Source organism: Flavobacterium pallidum (assembly GCF_003097535.1).
GTDB classification, from domain to species: domain Bacteria; phylum Bacteroidota; class Bacteroidia; order Flavobacteriales; family Flavobacteriaceae; genus Flavobacterium; species Flavobacterium pallidum.
In genome coordinates, this window is sequence record NZ_CP029187.1 from 1,214,860 (window position 1) to 1,238,882 (window position 24,023).

Sequence of the window (24,023 nt, forward strand, 5' to 3'; positions counted from 1 at the left end):
TTTACAATTTCAGGTTTTCTGTCCAATTAAAATGCTGGCTTGTTTTAGATCCCCAACCTTTCGAAAATGCATCGTTTATGTATTTACCCGCCGTTTCTTTCCAAATAGGCAGATATCCAAGCACAGGAGGCCTCGAAGCTGACTGCATAGTAGAGGAATTGTCCACTGTAAATTGTACCGTTGCAATACCGGTACTTCTATTTATGCTGGTAACTTCCCAATGTAAGGAATAGGAACCGAGATAAGTAACCGCTAAATTCCCCGTAAGTCCCCCGGTTGCCAAAGTTGAATAATCTTTGATGTATAATCCGACACCTCTTATTCCCCCAAGTTCATAATTGTTTTTACCTGTTAATGCTCCTCCATTGTCAATATTCTGCAATATTTCCCTTCTTGCTTTTTCAACATTATCATGCTTTCTTAACATTTCTGTGAAAACATCACCATTTGTAAAATACCGATCTCTTGGGCCTTTGCCTGTTAGCCATTCTACGCCTACCCTGAATGGGGTTATTGTATGGCTTGATTCAAATTTATAAAGGTCATATCGTTTTCCTCCGAATGTTGTAGTTAGTTCTACTCCATCAGAAATTTCATTTCCAAGTGCCTTAGAATATCGTATTCCCCAGTCACCTTTAGTTTCAGATTGGAAAATTGTTCCATCCTTACCATCAAAAAGCCCATGGAGCCAAGCTCCGAATCGTGTTTTCCAGCCTCCATCCGGATCGATATTCGCAGCAGGGTTGTTGCCCATACCGAGGTAAGGGGAGAAGTGCTGCCCATACGGGTCAGGCGACATCCACCTTCCGAGCCTTCCGTCCCAGAGCCTTAGCTTGAAGGCCTCCATTTCGGTTGACTGGTCGATTTCCTGTCCCTGGAATGCATACCTGTATGCATTGGCCGAATTCCTTCCGGCAAGTTGCTCCCCGAACGGGTAGTAATCGGCGAAGGCGTTCATTGCCACGTTGTTTGGATATGGGTTGCCTGTTTTTTGTATTACTGCCCTGACGTTGCCCAGATGGTCCGTGATTTCGTAATTCCTTACCTCAGGGTTCGGCGATACGGCCTTCATGCATATCCCCAGCCTTGAGATACCATAGATGGGCATCTCCTTCTGTACGACCGACGATGGGCTCGATGCGAGGCTGGTATAGAGTGCCATGAGGTTCCCGCTGAGGTCCGATACGTAATAGTCGGTGCTGTATAGGTTGGCCGTCCCTGTTGTGAAGTTCTCCTTTTTGATGCGCTGCCCCTGCTCGTTGTAATAGATCCGCATTACGGGGAATGCCGATGCGAAGGACAGGTTGCCTTTCCTTACTTCGGTGACCAGGCCCTGTGTGTTGTAGGTGTAATGGGTGGTCTCGCTTTTGTCGAGTGTCATCTGCCCGAGGGCATTGTATACATAATTGCCTGCGGCCTGCGGATTGATGTCGTTGACATAGGAGGTGCTGGTTACTGCATCTGTGACGCTGGCGAGCTGGTTGGTCCCTGTGGTGGGGTAGTTGTATGTCAGGTTGTCGACGACCACTGCGGTACTGTTGGTGCGCTGGAGCTTTGTTATGTTGCCGTTTGGATCGTACTCGAGGGCTTTTTCCTGATATTGGTCCGGGTATGTCGGGTTGGGCGTGATGACCCCCGAGGCATTGGTGAGCCCGAAGGCGGACGAGGTGAGGTAATTGTTCTTGTCGTAGTTGTAAAGGTACGCCTTCTGCTGTGCCGTTACGGACCCTGTCTGCCAGTCCATCAGCGAATTCTTTGTGGCCGATCTGGTGGCCTTGATGTTGCCGTTGTAATCAGGGGTTATGCTTGGCGAGGTGATGATGTTTGTACCTGCCCTGTTGTAGTCACCGGCATAGTAATCGATGGACATCCCGAAGAGGTCCGGTACGACATTGGCATTTGGTGTGCCCGGAACCCCGTCCCGTCCGGGATCCTTTAGTTGCTCAAGGCTGGGGTGGTTGATGCTCTTTAGGCTTCCCCCGAGGGTATAGACATAATCCATCCCCTGTGCGCCCTGTGCGATATTTACCCTCTTGAGCTCCCCCGTTTTGTAATAGGTGTATTCAGCCTCCGTGGAAAGGGGGTTGTTGCCAGATGCAGTTTCTACTTTGGTAGTAATCCCATTTATATCATAAGTATATTGATGCGTAAAACGTTCCCCGGTATTGTTTTTCTGATAAATCACTTTTACGATATTCCCTTTATGGTCAAATTCGTAGTCGATTGTTTTTACGACAGGAGTATTTCCGCTGCCTTCAATGCCACTAATATATTGAACGATCCATTGTAGCCTGCTATAAGCATCATAACTGTACCAGGTAATTGAGTTTATTGTATTGGGTATACTAGTGGATTCCTTATAGGTTATTGACACATTAGCAGAAGTATTACTTTGCTGATATGAAGGCAACAGTGTTGAAAGTGCAAGCGAGTTCGGGATAGGAATTGATAATTGACTACTATTTTGTGTTAAATCAAAAATATTAAAAACCCTCTCGCTTCTTGTTGTTCCGCTTAAAGAAGCTGTATTGTCAGCATTTGCCTCAGCGTCTGTCCATATTGTTGCATTGCCTGATAGCACGCCGCTTTCGACGGGCCTTCCGTAATCGTCATAGTTGGTGTAGGAGACCTGGTTGGATGCTGCCTGCAGCGCATTTTGGGAATACCTGATGAGTCCGTCCCTGCGGTAGGCATATCTAGTGGTTCCCTTGTCCGGATTGACGGATTGTATGACCTTTCCGGCGGTGTTGTAGGTGTAGCTTGTGGCAAAATTGGGTGACCCCATATAGGAAGGCACCGCCGATATGGCCACCGTTGCTGGGTTTGCCGGGTATGCTGCCTTAAACCCGTTAGGCTGTATTGTTTTCCTGAGCCGCCCGACCTTGTCGTATATATTTAGCGCATAGTCATAATAATTGACCTTGTAGGCTATGCCCTTTGCCCCGTATGAGGTGGTTACGATGCTACCCGATGTACCTACATATGTCTTTGCGTCCGTGGTTGGGATTGCCTTTGCCGCCACGCGGTATGCATGCCCGCCAGTGAGCGGAGTCGCTGCAATACTGCCTGTCTTAAGGTCATATACGTCGTATAGGGTATCGCCTCCCAGCAGGGTGATGTCCGAGGGCTGTATGCCTGAAGGGATGTGCACATCTATATATCCCTGTGTACCGATTACTGATATTACCGGATATGGATTGACTGAATTTGAGGCCCCGGCCCTTGCACTGGCCAACACCTTGCCTTCCCCATCGGTGAATGACACCGACTCGTTGCCGTTGGCATCTACCTTTACGGCTTTATAAAAACGTGTAACGACCTCTTCATATCCGCTGTTCACGGGGCCGTCGAAAAAGTCCCTCCCGAAGGCATAGTACATCTCCTGGGCTGCAGGGACGGTATAGGAGTAGCCGGTCTTCCATTCCCCTGCGACCTGGTTTCCGCCCACCGTGCTGATGATCTTGCCGGGGTTGAGCTTGTCGTAATTGGCTTCGCTGTAAGGCTGCTGGGCCGTTGGCTGGTATGGCTCGATGGTATTGCTGTTGGCGTAATAGGTGTCCAGTGCGACGGACTTCACGATGGGGTTTGAAAGGAAGTTCATCTTCTCGAACTCAAAACAGGAGATCGCCGGATAGGATTCCCTGTATTTGCGTCCCATGCCGTCATAAATGGTTTCGGTTCCCCATATGATGTTGTTGTTGAAGTCCTGGGTCAGTGAAACGGAGGGCTTGCCCAGGGCATCGAAATAATTCCTGGATTGCCCGTCGAGATCTCCGGTCTTGATGTCAAACGACATCGATTCCTTATAGTTCTGCTCATTGGAGTAGTTATGCACATAATACAGGTACGGGTCTATAGGATGTAACGGAACGTTCAAGCCTGCGGGCAGCGCCATCGGTGTGGCGAGCCCTACCCCGAAGGATACGCCGCTGTTGGTGTAAAAACTGTTCGGGTCGTTGCGGTAGATCACGTTGCGGAACTGGTTTGTCTGCACCTCTACCCATGCACCCGGCGCAGGCCATGACATAAATATATATATATACCCAATCTCGCCATTGAAGAAATATCCGTTGGCATTGTCTATCTTAGGCTGTATCTCGATCGTGTATCCCCCGACATCCATGTAATCCAGGGCATGTTCACGGCTGGTGCTGCCGTTAAGGTACGATACCTCGTCAGCGATTTTTCCCTGTGGGGTGACCAGTGTGACCTTGTCGACCTCGTTGAAGAGTACCATACGGTTTTGCAGGATGATGTCCTGCTCCGGATTGGTTATGTTTGGCAGTGGGAAGAGTTCCAGGAATTTCTGCCGGCCTCCGATGACGCTCTGGGTCCCGAATCCCGGTGCATAAAACCCATTGTAGGTGATGATCTTGAAGCCTCCGGGCTGTATGATCAGGTTGTTGCCCTGCCCGTCGGTGGTGTTGAATGTGTAGGAGGTGTGGTTGTCATCTATGCGCCAGCCGTTCAGGTCGATGGGCGTATCGGAGGAATTGTAAAGCTCGATGTATTCGCCGAAGGAATGGAAACGGGCCTCGATGTCCTCACAATAGTGGGTGTCGAAATAGATCTCTGAGACCACGACCCCGCCATAGCCTGAGGTAAGGCATTGCTGTCCATGGGACCTAAGGCCAAGGAACAACGCCAGTAAAAATATTATCTGAAACTTATTTTTCATTATCTCCGGATTTTTCTTAGTTAGCACTTTTACTTATAAAGTACGCTAGGCTCTGGTAAGCACAAAACTGTCTAAAGGATTGTTTACCAGTAATCTGTCAAGAATGTCGGTCGCACTGGTGACATCTCCCAAAGCCATGTGTGCGAAGAAAAGCTGATAATAAAGGGAGATATTATCCTTAAATTTGTCTTTAGATTTATTGTCTGCTAACTGTCCTACCAAGCCAAGATTAGGATCCTTCGACTCCATTTCCATTCTTTCTATTTCACTCACTTCTTTAGCTCCAATCAGTAAAATATTTTTTGACATTGCAGGATTTTGTTCCATAAATATCTTAGAATAAAAGAGAATGAGTTTATTGTTGACACTTATTGTCGGGGTCTTGACTTTCATCATCAATCCCTCAATCATTAACTGTGCCTCAGACGACCTTGAAAGAAGGAGTAGGATTTTTACGATTTTGATAACCACTTCGGTCTCGTTCTGGAAGGAAAGCGACCAGTTTTCTTTAATGTCCAAACCTATTAAAAGCGCTTCATCCAAAACTTCTGTTCCGGCCTGCTGTTTTTTATATGAAAGTTCCATAGTATCCATAACGCCGAGGTAACCATGAAACGTCCCGGAGGCTGCAGCAAATCTTTTGCGGACATCGATAAAATCGAAAAACCTGTTGTTAGAATAGTAAAGCAACCTGAGTTTCCTCAGTGAATTAGGGTCTTTATAATCTATCTCAAATAGTTTCACCGCATTGTCGAATTCTTCGACGGTGGTTAAAGTGCCTCTTTTTTGCAGGATATCGTAGTATTTCTTTTTCTGCAACAGCATATTTATCGTTCGCTCTTCAATTTCCTTGTTTTTGAAAAGTTCACGTCGTTGCTTAGTGTCGATTTTTTTGATAAGCGCATTTATTTCTTCATCTGTTTTTTGATTGATGGCCGCTTTATATGTATTCCTGTTTGCATTTTTAAGATTTTTGAATACGCGGTTTACTTTATAGCCGGGTATGAGGGGCGCAATGGCTATTTTAGCAAGTACTTTTTCATATCCGACGGACAGGTATTTTTTGGTATTGTCAATGCTAATCGCCCTTTCGTATAACTTTGCCGCATCCTGCAACAACGATGGCGAACTTATTTTAGCCTGATAATCAAGCGCCAATAGCTTGTTCCCAAGCTCCAATCTCATCAAGGAACGGGCGGCCCTGTCATAAAAAGCTATGACCCCAGGGTTTAGGGCCATTCCATTTTTGAATAATTCTACACTCAACAACGGAAGCCCTTGTGCGCAGTAAACGTTATCAAGGCCGTCATAAAAGCGAATAGCGCGTGGCGCAAGACTGATACAGCGTAGGTATTGGGATTCTGCATCAACAAAATTCTTGTTGTAAAAATTTTGTTTAGCTGTTTTAGCAAGTAAGAAAGCAGTTTGAAAATCATCATCGGTTGTTTTACCTTTGATTTTTGCTAAAGAAGATATCGCATTGATTTTCTGGACGGGCAGGAGCGTAGCCGCTATTCCCAAAGAAGTTAATCTGATAAAATCTTTCCTAGTAAAATTATCCATTTTAAACTAAAATAAGGAAAGAAAAGGAGAAGGGTTGATTATTTAGAATAGCCAAACCAAACGTACATGCTCATCGCATAACTTCTTTAATTAAGATACTTCTCCTTATGCTTTCAAAGTTAATATTTTTTTTTTAACGTGCAACTTTTTTTTTAATTTCCTTTATAGTTAATCCTGTTTTCGGATTTTAATTTAAAACCTCCGGTTAATCCATTTGTAGCGTCATCAGCCACCTCAACGTATGTTCTGAATAATCTTCCTGCATTGTCATATTCGAAGCGGGTTGCCAGGCCGTTATTATTTATTATGTAAGAAAGTTCATCCCACTGGTTGTAGACATATCCCGAAATTGTTGAAGCAATAGGGCGAATCATCAAATCGTCGTAATACACTACTGCTCCTGTATCAGATGTAAAATATATCCAGGTTTCGCTCGCTGGGACATCGATAATCTTGGTAAGTAATACCCAATCTCCCGCTTTTACCTGTTGTGATAGTGGGAATGTAAAGGAATTGGTGTTGTTTTCTGAAACTACCAGTTTGGCGCTGCTCACCTGGTCCTTATGAACCCAGACTGATACTTTATATTTTCCGGGTTTGTGATTATTATTTGGCTCATTACGCATCACTACACCAAATTTTTGGCCGGACGAAGTGGTAACTGCGTATGTTCCGGTGTGTGCCAGGCCAGGAACCCTTGAGGCCCCATCCTGTATCCTTACTTCAGGATCCAGATAAAAGTTGTACTTGATGTATTCGGCTCCGGAATAGAACATTTCATGATATCCCGCGTTACCCACGGCAACAACTTTAGAATCATTATCACCCATTTTGGTCGCCGCCTTATTTCCGTTCATATCTTTAAGCTCAAGAGATTGTGAGAAATGATCGTAAAGCGTAATCTGGGAGGTAAGTTTCCATTTTGAATTTGAAGGTTGTCCTACACCGACAGTCCAGTCAAAATTGTCATCAGTGGCACTGTCATAATTGGCAAACATTCCGTTGGAATCCAATACACCGTCCCATACATAAGATTTGTCTTTTCTCCAGATCGGTTTCTCGTTGGCTGGGTTTGAAGAATCTCCGCCAATGTCTTTATAGGTCCAGATGTTGCTCCAGGTCGTGATGCCAACTCCGGTCTCCTTCCATGTTCCGTTGTCGAAAATGTAAGAATATTGGGCCGCACTCTGCGACAGCATATTTGTATTATCAATATTATCGACCTTGCTTCCCATTTGCTGATATTTGGAATAAGCGGGGAGGATTCTGGTCCTTAGCGATTTTCCATCGCTGGAAGTTGATAATTGTTCTTTTGAAACACCTGATATAAGGTCATAATCCTTAAACTCTGTGGTATAAGTATAGCTGTCTTTCTGTTCTGTAGAGGATTTCAATATACTTGGATATTTGATCCTTGTTGAAGAATTGACAATCCACTTATCCTGCAATGTTGCACTTACATAATCCACAGTTTTATAGGTTTGGTATGACTGTTGGGTTATACCCATGTTGTTAGGGATTGCATCGGTTGTTTTATAATAGGAATTGGAGATTTTGTTCAGCATGTGTCCCTGGGAATTAAAGGTTTTCACCTCTAACAGTTGTCCTATAGAAGCAAGATTGTCCTTTACAGTAAATGCTGCTACACTTACACCCTTGTTAGCTGTGGTGTTGGTGTGCCCGCTAACCGTTTTGGCAATTTCGTAGATGTCGTCATACTTGATTTGGTTCGGTGCTTTGGTCTTGATGATGTTAAACTTATATTGCACCTTGCCTTCAGGCTGTTCCCCTTCTTTGTGGTTTTTTATGCTCACGTATTCATACATAATCCTTGGAGCAGGCAGTTCTGAACTATATGGCAATTCCTTGGCAAGATTCTGTGCAAATGGAATATAGCTGGTGTAGCCTATGCCGTCTTCGTTTTCACCATATTTATAGTCGGTGATGTAATTGTTCGTGCCGTCAGAAACTTTCAGGCTGGCCACCCTTACGCCACCCGCAGCAAACACGCTTGTCGAAGGAAGGTCAAGCTTGACTTTTATCTGATGGTAGTAATAATCATTGCCGGCATATGCGATCGCGGCATTTACATTATTCATATTACATCCATGCTGGCCGGATTGCGTGTAACCATGGTGGTCGGCTCCCCAGTATATGTCATCGTCAAATTGTACACGATATTTACCATTGCCGTAGGATAAATCTATATGTCCCGTGCTTTCATACCTGAAATAATAAAACAGGTTGTTGAAACAGACATAGTCTCTTAATAGCGAGATGTTTACAGTTTGGCCTAAAAGATTCGGGAAAACATTTGCACTGCCTATATCTATGATAACACTCTTATTTGAAAAATCGGTCGCAGACGCATAAGTTGGCATAGTACATTTAAACCTCACCGGATTCATATTTGAAAATTCCAGCTTATTCGGAGTGACACTCCTGAAAGTATTATTTTCATAGTTGATCCCAATAGTGCCCCCTTCAGGAGTGGTTATCCTTTTGAGTGAATATTCCTTCGGGCTTGTGCTCAGATAACCCCAGCCATCATCTTTTTCATAATTATGGTAATTGTTGTAAATGTCATTTATATAGTCGAATTTATATGGAGGGAGGGCATAATTCCCACCTTTACCCATGAACGTTACCTGTTTCAGCAATAGGGCCGCCTCGCCTACGAGGCTGAATTGGTACCCCATATTAACAACCTTAATGGCTTTTGGCATGAGTGCCATATAACCGTCGTTTACATCAATGACATTGTCGTAACAATTATAAGTTGCAGTTTCGGTTTTGTCAGAATGATTGTTGCTTTCATATTTAATCTCAACACTCTGGTTCGCATCGGGTCCTGCTGCTTTGTCAAGGGTACAGTCCTCGTTTTTAAGTAGGATTATTTTGTTGAGCTTGAGCTGGGCTTGTGCCGGGACGGTAAATCGCGGAAGGACCGAATTGTTCTGCAAATCATCCACGTGTGATGCTGCATTATAAGTAAAGGCCTCAGACATCGCATCGGCTCTTGTGCTTTTTACAAATAAGGCGGTGTGGGTCCTGGTTTTGACTTTATCGAGATAATAAATCTCCTTGCGACCCCTGATCCATGTCTTTACTTCAGGTGATTCATCATCAGTGATATATTCTTTCTTGTATGGCGCTTTCCAGATAAACGCGTCGGTCCATTTGCCGTACTCGAAACTGGTCCAATAACCCAAATCGCCTTCTCCGGCTACGCCATCTCCGTTGTCGACATAGTCAGGGCCTGTAACAGATGTAAGCAGCCAGTGCGTCGCATAAGGCTCCAGCTGGCGTTTTTCGAAATAAGACTGGGTTTCTGCCGGGCTGTCTTCGATAACCCCGAATGTCCTGGTGATGATTTCCTCGTTGTAAACAGGTAATGAATAGTGGTATGTCTTGCCGTCAACGGTAGTGATCTTAAATGCCCCGATTCCTTCTTTCGGCGCGCCAGAACGGTCAAAGCCTGATGCGGTAGGCTGCAGATAACCTTGCTGCTTGAGTGCGGCATAATTGTTGTTGATCTGGTCGTTCGTGTAATATTCAATAAAATTAGAGGTTTTTCGCCTGTTCTTCGCAGCCAGTTCTACAGAGCCAGAATTGTAATAATTCAGGATGTCGGCATTTGTCGTAGTCGTATTGAAAGCGGCGGACTGTACGTTGATGTACGTACTGATCTCGTTTTCCATGTAGAAGTTCGGCCTTCCGTCAAATTTGGCATAATCAGGTATATTGGTGCTTGCGGAATTAATATTATAGTTCAGTTTATAACCCGCTTTGTTTTCTTTGCCGGTAAGCCCAAATAATACGCCGTTTTCAAAGATTGTCGAAGTCATGCTTCCGGACAATCCCTGAGCCTGAACATTATAATTGTCATAATTTGGCTGGGTGATATTGTTCGCAGCAGGATCTGAGGTGCTCGAAAACGAATTATTTGAGATCGGGATTTCATTGATATCCATGAACGCCTGTCCTACTATACTTACTACCCAGTGTCCAGGTATGTGCTCCTGTTGACCTTGTCCTGCGGTAATGGTTCTAGGAGGGACCCAGGTTGATTTTGTAATGTCTTTGACGCCATTTTGGAAATATAACGGGCCAGTTACAAAATTCTCGTCGTTGTCACCTAACCAATACTTAAATTCCTGTTTTCCGAAAGACAAACTGAAAACCCCGATAGGCGTAGGTACTACAATTGGAATACTCCAGCTGCTCGAGCTTGTGCAATAGTCGCCCATGCTGACCGTATTGTTGAATGATGAACTTATGCCCGTGCCGGCCACCGTTGCCGTAACCTGTGTGCCGGATTTTGAAGTAGACATTGAAATCCCTGTGCCTTCAGCTGCATTAGCTTCAAAGGACATGCTTCCGGATGTATTATAGCCGATGCTGAATCCGGCACCATTGCTGTTGAAACCAGCATTTACACCTACGTCTCCATTAGTAGAGGCACTTACTCCGACCGACATGCCACCTGCAAACTGTGCGCCGACACCGATGGAAGCGCCATTTGAACCTGCCGTCACGCTCACGCCAATACTGTTGCCACCTCCGACATCAAAACCTACCCCTACGCTTACATACCCGCCTAGCGCTTGATTGCTGCCCCAGTTAAAGCCCAATCCGACGGAAGCAAATCCGCAGGTATATCCAATAGATGCCGAATAAGTGGATACGGTATGGGTACGGTCCCAAAAATATTCATTAAGGTGCGAAGCATTGTAATCATCCGGATAACCGTTGACGCCGCGGTCAATCGCTCCCGGATTCAGGTTCCAGCCAAGACCGGTCCAAGAAGATTCCTGGTCGATGGCAATACCCGCGTGATAAGCAAGTGATATCGGATAGCCGCCCTCAGGGCTGGGAACGTTCATCACGGGTAATACATAGCTGTATTGCCCGGTGATCAAATTTACCATGTCCGTTGCATCTACCGGCTCAAAACTTGATGCCTCGGGAGACTTGGGCCCGTTGTTGGATGCGAATGCATTCATCGGGATCAGCGTCGGAAAAAATATAAGGAAGAAAAAAGTAGCTATCAGCCGGTGGGATTTTTTTTGCTTTATCATGCTAATTGAATCTTAAGTACGGTTGGTCTAATATTGCTTTTGTGTCTATTTTGAATTTTATTTCTCCGGTATTGAACCCCAAATCCTCAATGGCCAGGGTCAGGTAATCTTCTGAAAGGAATTTCTCGTCCTTCGGATAAACCAACAGGATGTTCGTACTGCCTGACATCCCATACATTCTGGGATAAATGAAGTCAGTCATCGCAAGAGTATCCTTTTGTTTTGTATATACATGCACTTTTTGGTCCATGCCGAAAGCAAGCTCATTTACCATGGCGCCAAACCTGGCCTTATTGCCGGCCACGTTGCTCAGCAGCTCTTTGCCGTTAAGCGACATGGAAAGGGTGAAATACATATATTGTCCATATTTGTTTCGTAAAACTTGTAATTTCTTCTCATCCGGTTTCGCATCACCAAGTTCCTGTCTCACCAGCAAATCGGTTGGCTTGTAAAGGAGTGAATATTCGGTACCTCCGATAATCTTTGTGTATTTATAACCGTTGTCCTCGTCATTGATAAATGCCCTGAGTTCTTTTTCGGTCTCAAAGGACTTGCCTGTACATGCAACGAATAACGAACACAGGAGCAATAATACAAATCTATTTTTTCGGCTCATATTCCTCGTTCAAACCTTTTAATATCTCGGCTGTCAGGTCTGAAGATTCTTCTGCATACATGATATTTCCTCCGCCACTTGCTCCAAAAATGATCTGATAGCTATGTTTTTTACCGTATTCCTTGACATAATCGTTTATGTCATTAATCACAGTCTGCGTTACTTTTTTGTCCTCATCCTGCATTTGCTTTTGCATCGCCTGTTGGTAACCGTTTATTTGCTGTTGCCTGGTTTGTAACAACTCCTGCTTTAATTTCAGTTCATTTGCACTCAGCGTTAACCGTTCTTTTTCGTACTTACCGAGTTCTTTTTGCCAACCGGCAGTGAGTGAATCCATGTTGCTCTTCATGACCGTAGCTTTCTTGTCGAATTCTGCTTTTGCAACCTTTGTACGTTTATAGCCTTCAATCAGTTTATTGACGTCAACATACACCAATTGTGTTTGTGATTTTACGTAATATAGGCAAAGTGCGGCAATAACGAGGGCGACCGCTGACAGGACAGTAGGAATTTTGTTCATTTTTGTTATTGGGTTATTTGACTACAATCTTAAAAAAAATTTTTCATATTTTAACATATTTTTCATAAGAATTTTTCAGAAAAAAAAATATATATTTGCGGATGCCTGCGTCACAAACGGAAAAACAAATAAAAAAACTTCCATCGTATAACCTACAGGAGACCCTGATAGTGCTTGCGATAATAGGAATTCTGCTATTAATAGCGCTCCCCAACTTGATGCCTCTCATTACAAAGGCAAAAAGCATAGAGGCACAAACTCAGCTTAAGGCTGTTTTCAATTCCGAACAGCAATACTATTTCATGAATTCCAAGTACAGTGCGAGCCTTGAAGAATTGGATTTCGAAAGGCCTAAGACAGTAAAGGAAAATGGTTCGGCGAATTACAATTACGAAATAATCCAAGCCAGTTCCGGAGGTTTTAAGGCAAGAGCGACTGCTGTTGTCGATTTTAACGGTAATGGAACATTTAATGTTTGGGAAATAAATCAAAACGGCAACCCGATCCAGATTACTAAAGACTAGATCCGCCATAATCATCCCGCTTTTGTTAACAGTTGTACTTAAAATCTGCATTATTGCCATTTTCATTTTGATTTTCTGGCAGGATTACCGGGACCGAATGGTGTATTGGTTCTTCTACCCGGCTGTCGGCATAATGGGATTCCTTATTCAATTGTCGCTCAATGATTTTCCCACGGCCGTTATCGGTGCTGTTATTAATTTATGCTATGTGGTCAGCATGCTTTGCATCTTATGGGTATATTATATTTTAATCAAAAAAAAAAAGTGCTTGATCATCTCGGGACCGGGGATATGCTGATGTTCCTGTTTCTGTGTTTCTGTTTTTCAGTGGTTTCCTTTTTTATATTGTTTGTGTTTTCACTCGTGTTCTCGTTAGTGCTCCACCTGGTACTGAAAACAAAATATCCGCGACATCAAAGCGTTCCCCTTGCAGGGTACATGTCAGTTTATTTTTCGGCAGTTTATGCCATTTCGCTCATCATGCATTATAATTCTATATTTATCAATTAACCAGTTTCCGATGAATAACCAGTTTGAGATACCGGTGGCACTAAAGCAATTGATCGGGGCTGATATGGCTTATAGTTACCGCATCATACCGATAGAAAATGAACATGGGAAAGTGCGTTTCAAAACTGATAATCCAGATTTGGAGGCATTATTGAAGGAGCTGACAATCGTTCTCGGATATCCCCTTGAACTGATTTCCGATAGCCGGGAAAGTATTGAACGGTTTTTAAGTTTTAATTACAGGAAATCCCAAAACCAGCTTTCGGCAATTCATTATTCCAATGATTTTCTTGAAAAGATATTAATCACGGCCCAGGAAATCGGGAGCAGCGACATCCATTTTGAGCCTTTCGAAAGCAAGGCGCGCATACGGCTGCGGCTTGACGGTAAGCTAAAAGAGCAATTTTATCTTTCCCGAGAGGAATATCCTGCCATCATCAATAAAATAAAGATACGGGCACAGCTCGATATTTCCGAAAAAAGGCTGCCTCAGGATGGGCGTATTTCTGTGACGACCGATTGGGAGGATTTTGACATCCGTGTGTCAACTATGCCCACACTTCATGGTGAGAAGTTGGTATTGAGGATATTAAGTAAAGATACCGATGCCGTCGATCTAGAAACCCTGGGGTTCCAAAAGGATGAATTGCGGATTTTTATGGAAAACATCAAAAAGCCAAATGGGATAGTGCTTATCTCAGGCCCTACGGGATCCGGAAAAACCACTACGCTTTACGCTACCTTGAAAAAACTTAACCGTCCCAATACCAACATCCTAACCGTTGAGGACCCGATAGAATATACTCTTGAAGGGATTAACCAGGTACAGTTGAAGGAAAGCATCGGACTTGATTTTGCCTCAACCCTGCGCACTTTTTTAAGGCAGGATCCTGATATCATTATGGTTGGGGAAATACGCGATGTGGATACGGCAAATATGACAATCAGGGCCGCGCTTACGGGGCATTTGGTCTTGTCGACCATCCATACGAACTCGGCCTGGGCAACCGTGTCACGCCTTATCGACATGGGCGTTCCTGCATTCCTGATAGCCAATACGTTAAATATTAGTGTAGCGCAGCGCCTGGTCAGGAAATTATGCAATAGCTGCAAACTGAAAACAGACATTTCCCAGGCAGCCTTTCCTTCCGGATTTCAAATTCCACCCACGCTCGAGTACCATTTTGAGCCCGTCGGATGCAATGAATGTTACCAGACAGGATATTCAGGGAGAAAAGCGATTTATGAAATCCTGCCCATCACCAAAACGTTGATGGGTTTTATAAAGAACAACCAGCTTAATATCGATGATTATCTCGAAGAGCACAACATCGCCACACTTAAAACCAACGCCATTAAACTTATAGAAGAGGGTATCACTTCAGTTGAAGATGTTTTTTCTTTACTAATGGATTAAAAAAATTATATTTGGATTTTGAACAGGTATATGAAAAAAATTATCGTTTTAATATTGCTTCTTTTTAGTTCACTGGTTTTTTGCCAGGAAAACCGCATACAGCAGTTAAAGTACAATCTCGATAATTTATCAGCAGATGTCCCTGGTTTAAGCCAAAAATTAAATGTAAACGTCAAAGAGAGTACCCTGCCCAGTTTCCTTTTGGCAGTTTCTGAGATACACAAAGTAAATATCAGTGTTGATACGTCTCTAAACAGCATCCTGATCATCAACAATTTTACAGATGTGACCGTGGCGGATATGCTGCTTTTTTTATGTAAGGAATATAGCTTAAGCATTGATTTTACGGGAAATATCATCGCCATAAAAAGGTATGAAAAACCTGCGGAGAAGGCATTAGAGAAAATTATCGATGTAAGATACTCCATCGATGACGAATTGCTGTCCCTGAACCTCAAAGACGACAAGCTTTATGAGGTTTTTAAAAGGATTACCGACGAAAGCGGCAAGAATATCGTTTTTTCTCCAGGTCTGGACAGTAAGCCCCTGTCTGTTTACCTGAAAAGTATCCCTTTTGATGACGCAATGAATAAGCTCGCGTTTGCCAATAACCTCTCGGTAACAAAAACTAAAGACAATTTTTATCTTTTTGAGGCGCTCGAGTCTGATGCTCCCGCCGCTACAAATTCTGTCAGCGGTACGAACACGCAAAAACCGTCAAGACCCGTGCGTTCAAGGAAATCCAATTTTTATTTTAACGTAATCGACAATAAGAAAAAGCTCCTTGACGTGGATTTCGAAAATACACCAATCTCAAATATAGTGTATGACATTGGGAATGAGTTGAATATAGACATGTTCATTTCAAATCCGCTGGAGAATGCCGGGGTGGCATCTGTGAAAGCCAAAAACATCACATTCGATGAACTTTTAGATAAGATATTTGAATCTAAAAATAATTTTGGAGCAGCAGCAACTCCGCCAGTATCGCAACCGCTGCAGGGGGGATATGTACCTAATGACAGCCAAAGTGCTGATACGTACACTTATTTCAGGAAAAACGACATCTATTTTTTCGGGTTAAAAAATCAGCTCACCCTCAGGACGATAAAGACCATACAACTGATGCGCAGGTCTATAGAACTCCTCAACGATCCGTCACAGGAAGGAAGGAGCTCCGGAAGGACCGCCTACAGCCAGAATAATTTTTATGGAAACGGAAGTTACGAGAATACTCGCAATACCAATACAAACAGCCTTAACCAGGACAATTCGGAAACCAATAAAAAGCAGCAAGGCGACATCCTAAGCCTGCTGCCGAATGAAATCAAGACAGGCCTCGATATCAAGATTGATACTGAACTGAACAGTTTTATCGTTAGCGGCCCTGCAGAAAATATTCAGAGGTTCGAGTCTTTTATCAAATACATCGATAAGGAAATTCCGGTCATTTTGATTGAAGTGATGATCTTAGACGTAAATCGGTCAGCTACTGTGGAAACCGGAATAAAGGCAGGCATAGGCGATAAGCCAGTAAAAACGAACGGAACGGTTTTTCCAACAGCGGATATCAATCTTGGTGCGACAACAATAAACAATATCATAAATCATTTTGACGGATTTGGGTCGCTCAACATTGGCAAAGTAGTGCCGAATTTCTATCTCAGCCTGAAAGCCCTTGAAACCAATGGGAATGTTAACATCCGATCCACCCCAAGGCTTTCCACGCTCAACGGTCACAAAGCATACCTTTCCATAGGCGAAACGACTTATTATGTAGTGACGAACCAAAATTTCTACGGATCGCAGATTCCGCAAACCTCTGAAATAAAGAACTACCAGCCCATCGATGCGGAACTGTCACTTTCAATCAAACCCCTGGTGTCCGGAGACGGTGAAATCACTATGGATATCAAGGTGATACAATCTAGTTTTAATGGACAAAAGATAGACAAGGATGCTCCTCCGGGAATAAATTCCAGGGAATTCAACTCCATTCTCAGGGTACATGACCAGGACATCATCATCTTAGGGGGCTTAGAAGAAAAGACCAGAAATGATTCAGGCACAGGTGTACCGCTTTTGGCCAGGATTCCTGTGATAAAATGGCTTTTCAGTTCTAGAAAAAGAGAAAATTCAAAGAAAAAGCTGTCCATATTAATTAAACCAACAGTGATTTATTAGATGTCGCGTTCCAGGCTTGAAAGAATCCTTATCGGCAACAAATTTGTGGGCATGGAATTGTTTTCGCAGAATGGCAGCGATGCGTTTACAACTGTATGGATTGAAAATAAAGCGGAAGAGCTTAACATAACAAATGCGGAACAAGGGAATAACCTGGAAGACCTCAGCATTCAGCTTGCCGGCGATTTACCTATTTCACTGGTCATCAATGACAGCCAGATTATACATAAAGAAATCAATGACGCTGAACAAAACGGCCAGCGCTTATTTTATAAAGCCTTCCCAAATGCAAAGATTGAGGATTTCCATTATGAAATCTGGAGACTGCATTCAAAGGCGATTGTCGCGATTTGCAGGAAAGAGCATATCGATAATGTTTTGGGCAGATGCGCAGCCCTCAAACTAAACATAGTAAGTGTCAGCCTTGGGATTTGCGTGCTCTCACAGCTTGAGGAATTCATAGCCGATAAGGAAATATCGGTTCGCAACCAATCGATAAATTTGGACAATGACGGAAAGATAATGGAAACCCGTGAATCCTCGGCACAAAGTTTTGACATCAATGGCCTGCAGATACAATCGGGCCACCTCCCTGCGTTTGCAGCCGTACTCGGATTTTATGTAAACAACAGGAAGAATTCAGGATCAACACACGATTACAATGCCCTTCTGACCGAAAATTACCAACAAAACCGCTTCTTTAAGAAAGCTTCCCGCTTCATGGCCTTATTTTTGCTGGTATTGCTATCCATAAATTTTGTTGTTTTCAATTACTATTATACCAAAGCCGAAGAGACATCTTCAGAAATAAACGCTAACGGCAACAACCTTAAAAAGGTAAACCTTATCAAGGAACGAATCCGTGACAAAGAGTTAAGGTTAAGTAATGTAAGGAATTTTTCTAATTCAAAAAGTTCTTATTATATCAATGAAATTGTAAAGATAATCCCGCCTGCCCTCTTGTTGGACGAACTTACTTATGGCCCGCTCGAAAAAAGCATCAGGCCTGGTGAAGATGTCACGGTGCAGTCCAATACGATATTGGTGTCAGGCAAGTTAACTGACGGCGCTTCATTTACCTCATGGATTGAAAAAATCTCCGGATATAAATGGGTTAAGTCCACTACCATACTGTCTTATGGAAAGAATGAAACCGGGGAGTCTGTTTTCAAGATAAAAATAAACATCATATGAAACGGCTGGACCGAAGAAATAAAATCCTAGTGGCAGTATTCTTATTGATGCTTTACATCAGTTATGAATTTTCATTTGCCAACACGATTGTAAATTACCGGCACTATCAGGAGAATAAAAAAGTTATTGAAAATGATTCATATGATCCAAGATTGATAAAGCAGCTTTCCATAAAAGAAAAACAAATTGACAGCTGGATTGCAGATAACAACGTTGCGGCACCCTCATTTCAAAATTTATTGCTCAGGGAGTTGAATGAATATTGTGATGGATTAGGGCTAAAGATTGTTGATTTCCAAGAGCCTCACGAAGTCATAAAAAAAAATATCAAAACGTCAAGCTACATTTTCTCAATCGAAGGCAGCTTCAATAAAGCACTTGCTTTTATCAATAAAATTGAAAACCGCAATGATTTGGGAGTTGTCAAGCACCTGGGCTCGATAAAGAAAACAGACTATAATAGTAATCGCGATTTTTTGATCAGCACGATAATCATTCAGAAAACCAGCTATTCCGCTATTCATGATAACGACCGTTAGAACCAACGTACACACGTCCTTCAGAACATGAAGCCTAAGGATTTTAAAGTTTTCTGTGGTCATAACTTGTGGTTTAAGTCAGGTACACAATCCAGTTTCAAAAATATGTTACCTTTTCAAAAATGTATGTTACCCACTGACCAACCTTTTTTAGTGAAAAAGTGTCGTTTAGGTAGTGATTTGTACCGAAGAAGGATTTTGAAAATCTTCAAAAAATCAACGAATACCCCCAAAGTAAAAAGAGCAACATTTTCATGTTACTCTTTTTTTATGATTCACCTTTTCGGGCTCCCAGAAGAGGTAACCAAAACGGACATTTACTGATTTGGTAATCCGAGCTTGGTTTTAAAAACGAATTTATTTATTCGGAGATGAGCCTGCCAGATTGTATATATCCTTTATCATCTTCCACTTTGTAAAAATAAACACCTGCCGGAACATTTATATAAATCGTATTTTGCTCTTGATGCAACGCTGCGCGGTATACTTCCATACCTGTTACATTGTAAATAACGATGTTGCTGCTGCCGGAATCGACTGTGACGTTAAGAACACTAGAAAATGGGTTAGGATATAATTTTACCGGTTGTTTCACCGGTACATCAATCGCTAAAGCATTGCAACCCGATGTCATTTGCGCGTTGATGCCGAAGGTGCTTACGCCACCCGATGTTGCTAATGCCCTGCCTTCAATTGTTACCCCTGTGTTCACTATGATAGCGCCATTGTTAACGATCATAGTACCTTTGAAATCGGCATAATCATTCAGGTTTACTGCTCCATCTACTTTCCAGAACACATTTTTTGCCTGGGCGCCGTTCTGCAGGACAATCGTAGCATAAGTACTCGTTGAGAAAGCACCGCTTACTTTAAGGACAAATACTGCGTCCGTATTTCCCTGTGCGTTTAAATATAATATTCCTGTCAAAACCGTTGCCCCGTTTAGCAGGTAGGTATGCGGGGTAAGTACGAGGCTGTTACCCAACGTTGCAGGATACAGTAATTCGATATCTGTGGGCAGTGTACTGATGTATCCGGAAGCCGTATTCAGGTCTGCCGCCGCTGTAGCGGTCGACACATCAGGATTGGGATGGATGGTGCCTGTTACGTTTTCTGCCTGGAAGCCGGTAGTGATTCCTGAATTAGTCCCTACATCGCCGGTAATGAAAGTGATGCCGGTGTTGGTTACCTGTCCGTTCCCCGAGAAAATAGTATAACAGGCAACCGACGCAAGTGGCGCGGCTACCGGCCCATTGAGTGTGGGCGTATTGCATCCCAACGGCGTCGTTACTGTAATGCCTGATCCTGTCACAGCGCCTGTTGTGGAGAGTGCACGCCCCTCAAGCGTGACGCCTGTATTAAGGATTATCGCTGCGTTAACGGCTACAATTGTGCCTTTAATTGACGTATTGGTGGCGAGGTCAACCAATCCTTCAATCCGCCAGAAAACATTGCAGGCCATAGCTCCGTTGACAAGTAATACCTGTGCGTTGGCAGCAGATGAGAAAGCGCCCCCAATCTGGAAAATAAATACCGCGTTCGGATCGTTTTGTGCGTCGAGCGTCAGCATACCATTTAGGGAAGCCGTCTGGCCGATTGCATAAGTGCCTTCCGTAAGCACCTGACCATTGCCTAATAATGGGGCTGGAAAATAACCTGGGATTGCGGCACCGAGCTGTGCACTGATTAATGACAAGTCGGCTGATGCCGCGGCAGTCGTACCATCACCGTCATGCATATTGCCATCGACATTCCCGAAGTTCGTGCTTGAACCGTTGTTGGTACCCACATTTCCTGTTATATGGCTGAGACCAGTATTGCTGACTGCCCCATTTGACGTAAATAGCGCGAACGTTCCAGCTGGACCGACCGCAGGTGCCTGTGCATAAATAGGAGAACCCAATAGCAGGATTGCTGCCGTGGTAAAAAGTAATTTAATAGTCATGTGAGTTATTTGATTTTACGGCTTATTTACCGTATTCTGGTAAAGGTGACGCTAATAAACGCAATGTTATTACAATTTAACTTTTCGTGTTGATTTACAGGGTAGGGCAATGGATGTTTGCGACGCGGAAATAATTTCAAGCAGGGCAAATTTCTAATGCCGGCCGCCTTTAATTTCTTAAAGTGGTAAATAGCCTTTTTTATAAGTTGCAAAAGAAATTATGTCAATACAGCATCACAAAATAATGCCACGACATTTCAAACGGCAGTAAATTGATGATTGATCGGATTTGTTTGCCCCGTTTTTTGCCTGGACAAATAAGGTTTTAAAGTTTTCTGTGGTCATAACTTGTGGTTTAAGTCAGACACAATCCAGTTTCAAAAATATGTTACCTTTTCAAAAATATATGTTACCGAATATGCTCCCTTTTTTGAGTGAAGAAGCGGAGTTTAATTCTTATCAGAAAAGTATTTTGAAATCTCCAATAAGATTACGGAATATCCTAAAATAAAAAAAGAGCAACATTTTCATGTTACTCTTTTCTGCTCCCCCTCTTGGGCTCGAACCAAGGACCCTCTGATTAACAGTCAGATGCTCTAACCAACTGAGCTAAGGAGGAAGGCGTATTGCCTTTTAAAGCGGTGCAAATATACTATGAAAATCTTCTTTTGCAAATCTTTTTGCAGAAAATTTTAAAAAATTATTTACTTCGTAATCCATTTGTAGATGTCGTTCCCGTTGGCAAATAAAAGCAAAGCCAGTAGAAGGAAGATTCCGACCATCTGTGCGCGCTCCAGGAACTTGTCGCTCGGTTTGCGGCCACTGATCATTTCGTATAGTAAAAACATCACATGCCCACCGTCAAGCGCCGGAATCGGCAGCAGGTTCATCACGCCCAGCATGATCGATAAAAGGGCAGTAATGCTCCAGAACATTTCCCAGCTCCATGATTCAGGAAAGATGTCAAAAATGGCTTTAAACCCGCCCACGCCTTTGTAGGCACCTGTTTTCGGCGAGAAAATGGCTTTAAGCTGACGGCCGTATTTAGCCAGTTGGTCCGCACCTCTTTCAAGTCCCACCGGAATCGATTCAAAAAAACCATATTCCTCGCGGCTGATCTTGTAAATGCCCAGTTTCTCGAGGTTGTCGACTGGCAACCTGTTCGGGTATTGAATCCCGAGTTTGCCGCTGTCAGAAACCTTCAGGCTGATGGCCACTTCTTTTCCGTCGCGTTTTACCGTTGCAGGCACCGTCTGCCCTTTAAGCGCATTCAGGCGTGATTCCATTTCGTCAGCATAATGCAACGGCTGGTTGTTTAACGAGGTAACGATGTCTTTTGATTTAAGTGCCTCTTTATTGGCTGATGTGCCTGAAACATCCGAAATTACGAATGGGATACGCAATTCTACCGTCGATTTTTTATCCTGGTCCAGGACATTGGCGATGAAATTATCCGGAAGTGCCACAGTTTGCATGCTGCCGTTCCGCTCCACTTCAACATTTTTACCCATGATAATGGCTTCGCTCAAATCATGGAAATGTTCGATCTTCCTGCCATCAACAGCAATAATCTTATCTCCCGTATGGATGCCGGCTTTTTCAAGGACCGGATTCGTAACCCAAATGCCGTCTTTGGCCTCCGAATTCTTGATATACATATCGCCATAAGCATAGGCCATCCCGATGTAAATGATAAACGCCAATATAAAATTCACGGTCACTCCACCAAGCATGATGATGAGTCGTTGCCAAGCCGGTTTGGAGCGGAATTCCCAGGGCTGTGGCGGCAAAGCCATCTGCTCGGTATCCATGCTCTCGTCGATCATCCCCGAAATTTTCACATAACCACCAAGCGGCAGCCATCCGATTCCGTAGACTGTTTCCCCGATTTGTTTTTTCAGCAGCGAAAACTTGATGTCAAAGAACAGATAAAATTTTTCTACGCGGGTCTTGAATAATTTGGCGGGAATAAAATGCCCCAATTCGTGAAGTATGATCAGTAAAGATAAGCTTAATAAGAACTGTGAAAGCTTGATGAGTATTTCCATGTTATGTAAATCCGTTTTTTAATACCGCACAAAAGTAACGTTTTCTGTTTATTAATCTCATTTTTATCCGTGGCGCCGATTTAAATGTTTGTTAATTATCAGGAACATGATCTATAATCCGCGATTGTGGGCTAAATTTACGTTCCTTAAAAAAACAATGATGCGTAAGATTAAAACAGCGTTGCTCTCCTATGGCATGTCCGGTAAGGTTTTCCACGCGCCTTTCCTTAGTGACCATCCGGGTTTTGAACTGCTTGGAAGCTGGGAAAGATCCCATAAGCACATCCATGCTGATTATCCGGAAACCAAAAGCTATGCCACACCGGAAGCACTTCTGGAAGACCATCCCGATTTGGTTGTCGTAAACACACCGGTCGCGACCCATTTCGAATATGCTAAAAAAATGCTTCTCGCCGGAAAACATGTTTTAGTCGAGAAGTCATTCACTGCAACCGTCGCCGAAGCAAAGGAACTGCAGCTGATTGCGAAAGAAAAAGGCTTAAAACTCGCCGTGTTCCACAACCGTCGCTGGGACAGCGATTTCCTGACGGTAAAAGATGTTGTTTCTAAAAATATGCTCGGCGATATTGTGGAAGCCGAATTTCATTTCGACCGATACAATCCGACCTTAAGCCCGAAGTTGCACAAGGAAACCGTAAATTCCGGTTCCGGTGTGCTCAAGGATCTGGGTTCGCATTTGATTGACCAGGCATTGTTTTTATTCGGGATGCCGAATGCCGTGTTTTCCGACATCAGGATTACACGCCCGAAATCCCTTGTTGATGACTGTTTTGACCTTTTATTGTATTATGAAAACCTGCGCGTCCGACTCAAAGCAGGTTTTTTTGTACGCGAAATGGTACCCTCTTTTGTGGTTCATGGTAAAAATGGCTCGTTCCTGAAACCGCGCGGCGACGTCCAGGAAGAGGATTTGAAACTCGGGAAGCACGTCAGCGCAAGGGATTGGGGAACCGAGCCGAGAAGTAAGGAAGGCTTGCTCCACACTGAATTCGACGGCAAAATCATCCGCGAATTCCTGCCTACGCTGCATGGGAATTATTATGATTTCTTCGCTGCGTTATATGAATCGATTACGGAAGACAAACCCGAACCTGTTACGGCTCAGGATGGCGTTAACGTCATGATTATTATAGAAGCGGCGATCAAAAGCAGCGAAACCGGAGCGATTGTCAATGTCTGACCA

At 43.5% G+C, this 24,023-nt stretch carries 13 protein-coding genes and 1 tRNA gene; 6 read left to right on the forward strand and 8 right to left on the reverse strand.

Going from position 1 to position 24,023, the window contains the following annotated elements; translation table 11 throughout:
• Position 1 precedes the first annotated feature (1 nt).
• The 5 genes from HYN49_RS04895 to HYN49_RS04915 all read right to left on the reverse strand — a co-directional run bounded on the left by HYN49_RS04895 (position 2) and on the right by HYN49_RS04915 (position 12,458).
• Entirely contained in the window at positions 2 to 4,678 is a 4,677-nt protein-coding gene (locus HYN49_RS04895; protein WP_108903081.1) for an RHS repeat-associated core domain-containing protein, read from the reverse strand.
• Between the two features lie 45 nt (positions 4,679 to 4,723).
• The gene (locus HYN49_RS04900) at positions 4,724 to 6,241 is read right to left on the reverse strand and encodes a hypothetical protein (RefSeq protein WP_108903082.1); all 1,518 of its coding nucleotides are present in this window, start codon (positions 6,239 to 6,241) and stop codon (positions 4,724 to 4,726) included.
• A 152-nt stretch (positions 6,242 to 6,393) separates the two neighbouring features.
• Positions 6,394 to 11,322, reverse strand: a complete 4,929-nt coding sequence (locus HYN49_RS04905; RefSeq protein ID WP_146185054.1) for a hypothetical protein — start codon at positions 11,320 to 11,322, stop codon at positions 6,394 to 6,396.
• Position 11,323: 1 nt separating this feature from the next.
• Positions 11,324 to 11,938, reverse strand: a complete 615-nt coding sequence (locus HYN49_RS04910; RefSeq protein WP_108903084.1) for a hypothetical protein — start codon at positions 11,936 to 11,938, stop codon at positions 11,324 to 11,326.
• Positions 11,922 to 12,458, reverse strand: coding sequence for an OmpH family outer membrane protein (locus tag HYN49_RS04915; protein WP_108903085.1), 537 nt, complete (start codon positions 12,456 to 12,458; stop codon positions 11,922 to 11,924). Before HYN49_RS04915 ends, HYN49_RS04910 begins: the two co-directional genes overlap by 17 nt.
• A gap of 218 nt (positions 12,459 to 12,676) precedes the next feature.
• On the opposite strand from HYN49_RS04915, the gene HYN49_RS04920 reads away from it, so the two are divergent.
• The 5 genes from HYN49_RS04920 (at position 12,677) to HYN49_RS04945 (ending at position 18,826) form a co-directional block, all read left to right on the forward strand.
• Positions 12,677 to 12,982 carry a type IV pilin protein gene (locus tag HYN49_RS04920; RefSeq protein ID WP_317045870.1) on the forward strand — a complete coding sequence of 102 codons (306 nt, stop codon included), beginning with the start codon at positions 12,677 to 12,679 and terminating at the stop codon, positions 12,980 to 12,982.
• Between the two features lie 520 nt (positions 12,983 to 13,502).
• A complete protein-coding gene (locus HYN49_RS04930; protein WP_108903088.1) occupies positions 13,503 to 14,909 on the forward strand; it encodes a GspE/PulE family protein in 1,407 nt (468 codons plus the stop codon).
• 30 nt (positions 14,910 to 14,939) lie between these two features.
• Positions 14,940 to 17,093, forward strand: a complete 2,154-nt coding sequence (locus HYN49_RS04935) for a type II secretion system protein GspD (RefSeq protein ID WP_108903089.1) — start codon at positions 14,940 to 14,942, stop codon at positions 17,091 to 17,093.
• Complete coding sequence (locus tag HYN49_RS04940; RefSeq protein ID WP_108903090.1) at positions 17,094 to 18,287, forward strand: hypothetical protein; 1,194 nt, start codon at positions 17,094 to 17,096, stop codon at positions 18,285 to 18,287. It begins immediately after the preceding gene.
• A 29-nt stretch (positions 18,288 to 18,316) separates the two neighbouring features.
• Positions 18,317 to 18,826, forward strand: coding sequence for a general secretion pathway protein (locus HYN49_RS04945; RefSeq protein WP_146185055.1), 510 nt, complete (start codon positions 18,317 to 18,319; stop codon positions 18,824 to 18,826).
• Between the two features lie 361 nt (positions 18,827 to 19,187).
• Here HYN49_RS04945 and HYN49_RS04950 read toward each other — a convergent pair whose 3' ends face one another.
• From HYN49_RS04950 to rseP, 3 genes are all read right to left on the reverse strand, one after another.
• Entirely contained in the window at positions 19,188 to 20,771 is a 1,584-nt protein-coding gene (locus HYN49_RS04950) for an ice-binding family protein (protein WP_108903092.1), read from the reverse strand.
• A gap of 545 nt (positions 20,772 to 21,316) precedes the next feature.
• Positions 21,317 to 21,390 (reverse strand) — tRNA-Asn (locus HYN49_RS04955).
• Positions 21,391 to 21,475: 85 nt separating this feature from the next.
• The gene (gene rseP / locus HYN49_RS04960) at positions 21,476 to 22,819 is read right to left on the reverse strand and encodes an RIP metalloprotease RseP (protein ID WP_108903093.1); all 1,344 of its coding nucleotides are present in this window, start codon (positions 22,817 to 22,819) and stop codon (positions 21,476 to 21,478) included.
• A 160-nt stretch (positions 22,820 to 22,979) separates the two neighbouring features.
• Between rseP and HYN49_RS04965 the strand changes: the two genes are divergently transcribed.
• Positions 22,980 to 24,020 carry a Gfo/Idh/MocA family oxidoreductase gene (locus HYN49_RS04965; protein WP_108904958.1) on the forward strand — a complete coding sequence of 347 codons (1,041 nt, stop codon included), beginning with the start codon at positions 22,980 to 22,982 and terminating at the stop codon, positions 24,018 to 24,020.
• Positions 24,021 to 24,023: the final 3 nt, after the last annotated feature.

Coding starts and splice junctions, on each gene's coding strand:
- HYN49_RS04965 (WP_108904958.1), top strand. CDS start 22,980: ATGCGTAAGATTAAAACAGCGTTGCTCTCCTATGGCATGTCCGGTAAG.
- HYN49_RS04900 (WP_108903082.1), bottom strand. CDS start 6,241: ATGGATAATTTTACTAGGAAAGATTTTATCAGATTAACTTCTTTGGGA.
- HYN49_RS04930 (WP_108903088.1), top strand. CDS start 13,503: ATGAATAACCAGTTTGAGATACCGGTGGCACTAAAGCAATTGATCGGG.
- HYN49_RS04905 (WP_146185054.1), bottom strand. CDS start 11,322: ATGATAAAGCAAAAAAAATCCCACCGGCTGATAGCTACTTTTTTCTTC.
- HYN49_RS04950 (WP_108903092.1), bottom strand. CDS start 20,771: ATGACTATTAAATTACTTTTTACCACGGCAGCAATCCTGCTATTGGGT.
- HYN49_RS04895 (WP_108903081.1), bottom strand. CDS start 4,678: ATGAAAAATAAGTTTCAGATAATATTTTTACTGGCGTTGTTCCTTGGC.
- HYN49_RS04940 (WP_108903090.1), top strand. CDS start 17,094: ATGTCGCGTTCCAGGCTTGAAAGAATCCTTATCGGCAACAAATTTGTG.
- rseP (WP_108903093.1), bottom strand. CDS start 22,819: ATGGAAATACTCATCAAGCTTTCACAGTTCTTATTAAGCTTATCTTTA.
- HYN49_RS04935 (WP_108903089.1), top strand. CDS start 14,940: ATGAAAAAAATTATCGTTTTAATATTGCTTCTTTTTAGTTCACTGGTT.
- HYN49_RS04920 (WP_317045870.1), top strand. CDS start 12,677: ATGCCTCTCATTACAAAGGCAAAAAGCATAGAGGCACAAACTCAGCTT.
- HYN49_RS04910 (WP_108903084.1), bottom strand. CDS start 11,938: ATGAGCCGAAAAAATAGATTTGTATTATTGCTCCTGTGTTCGTTATTC.
- HYN49_RS04915 (WP_108903085.1), bottom strand. CDS start 12,458: ATGAACAAAATTCCTACTGTCCTGTCAGCGGTCGCCCTCGTTATTGCC.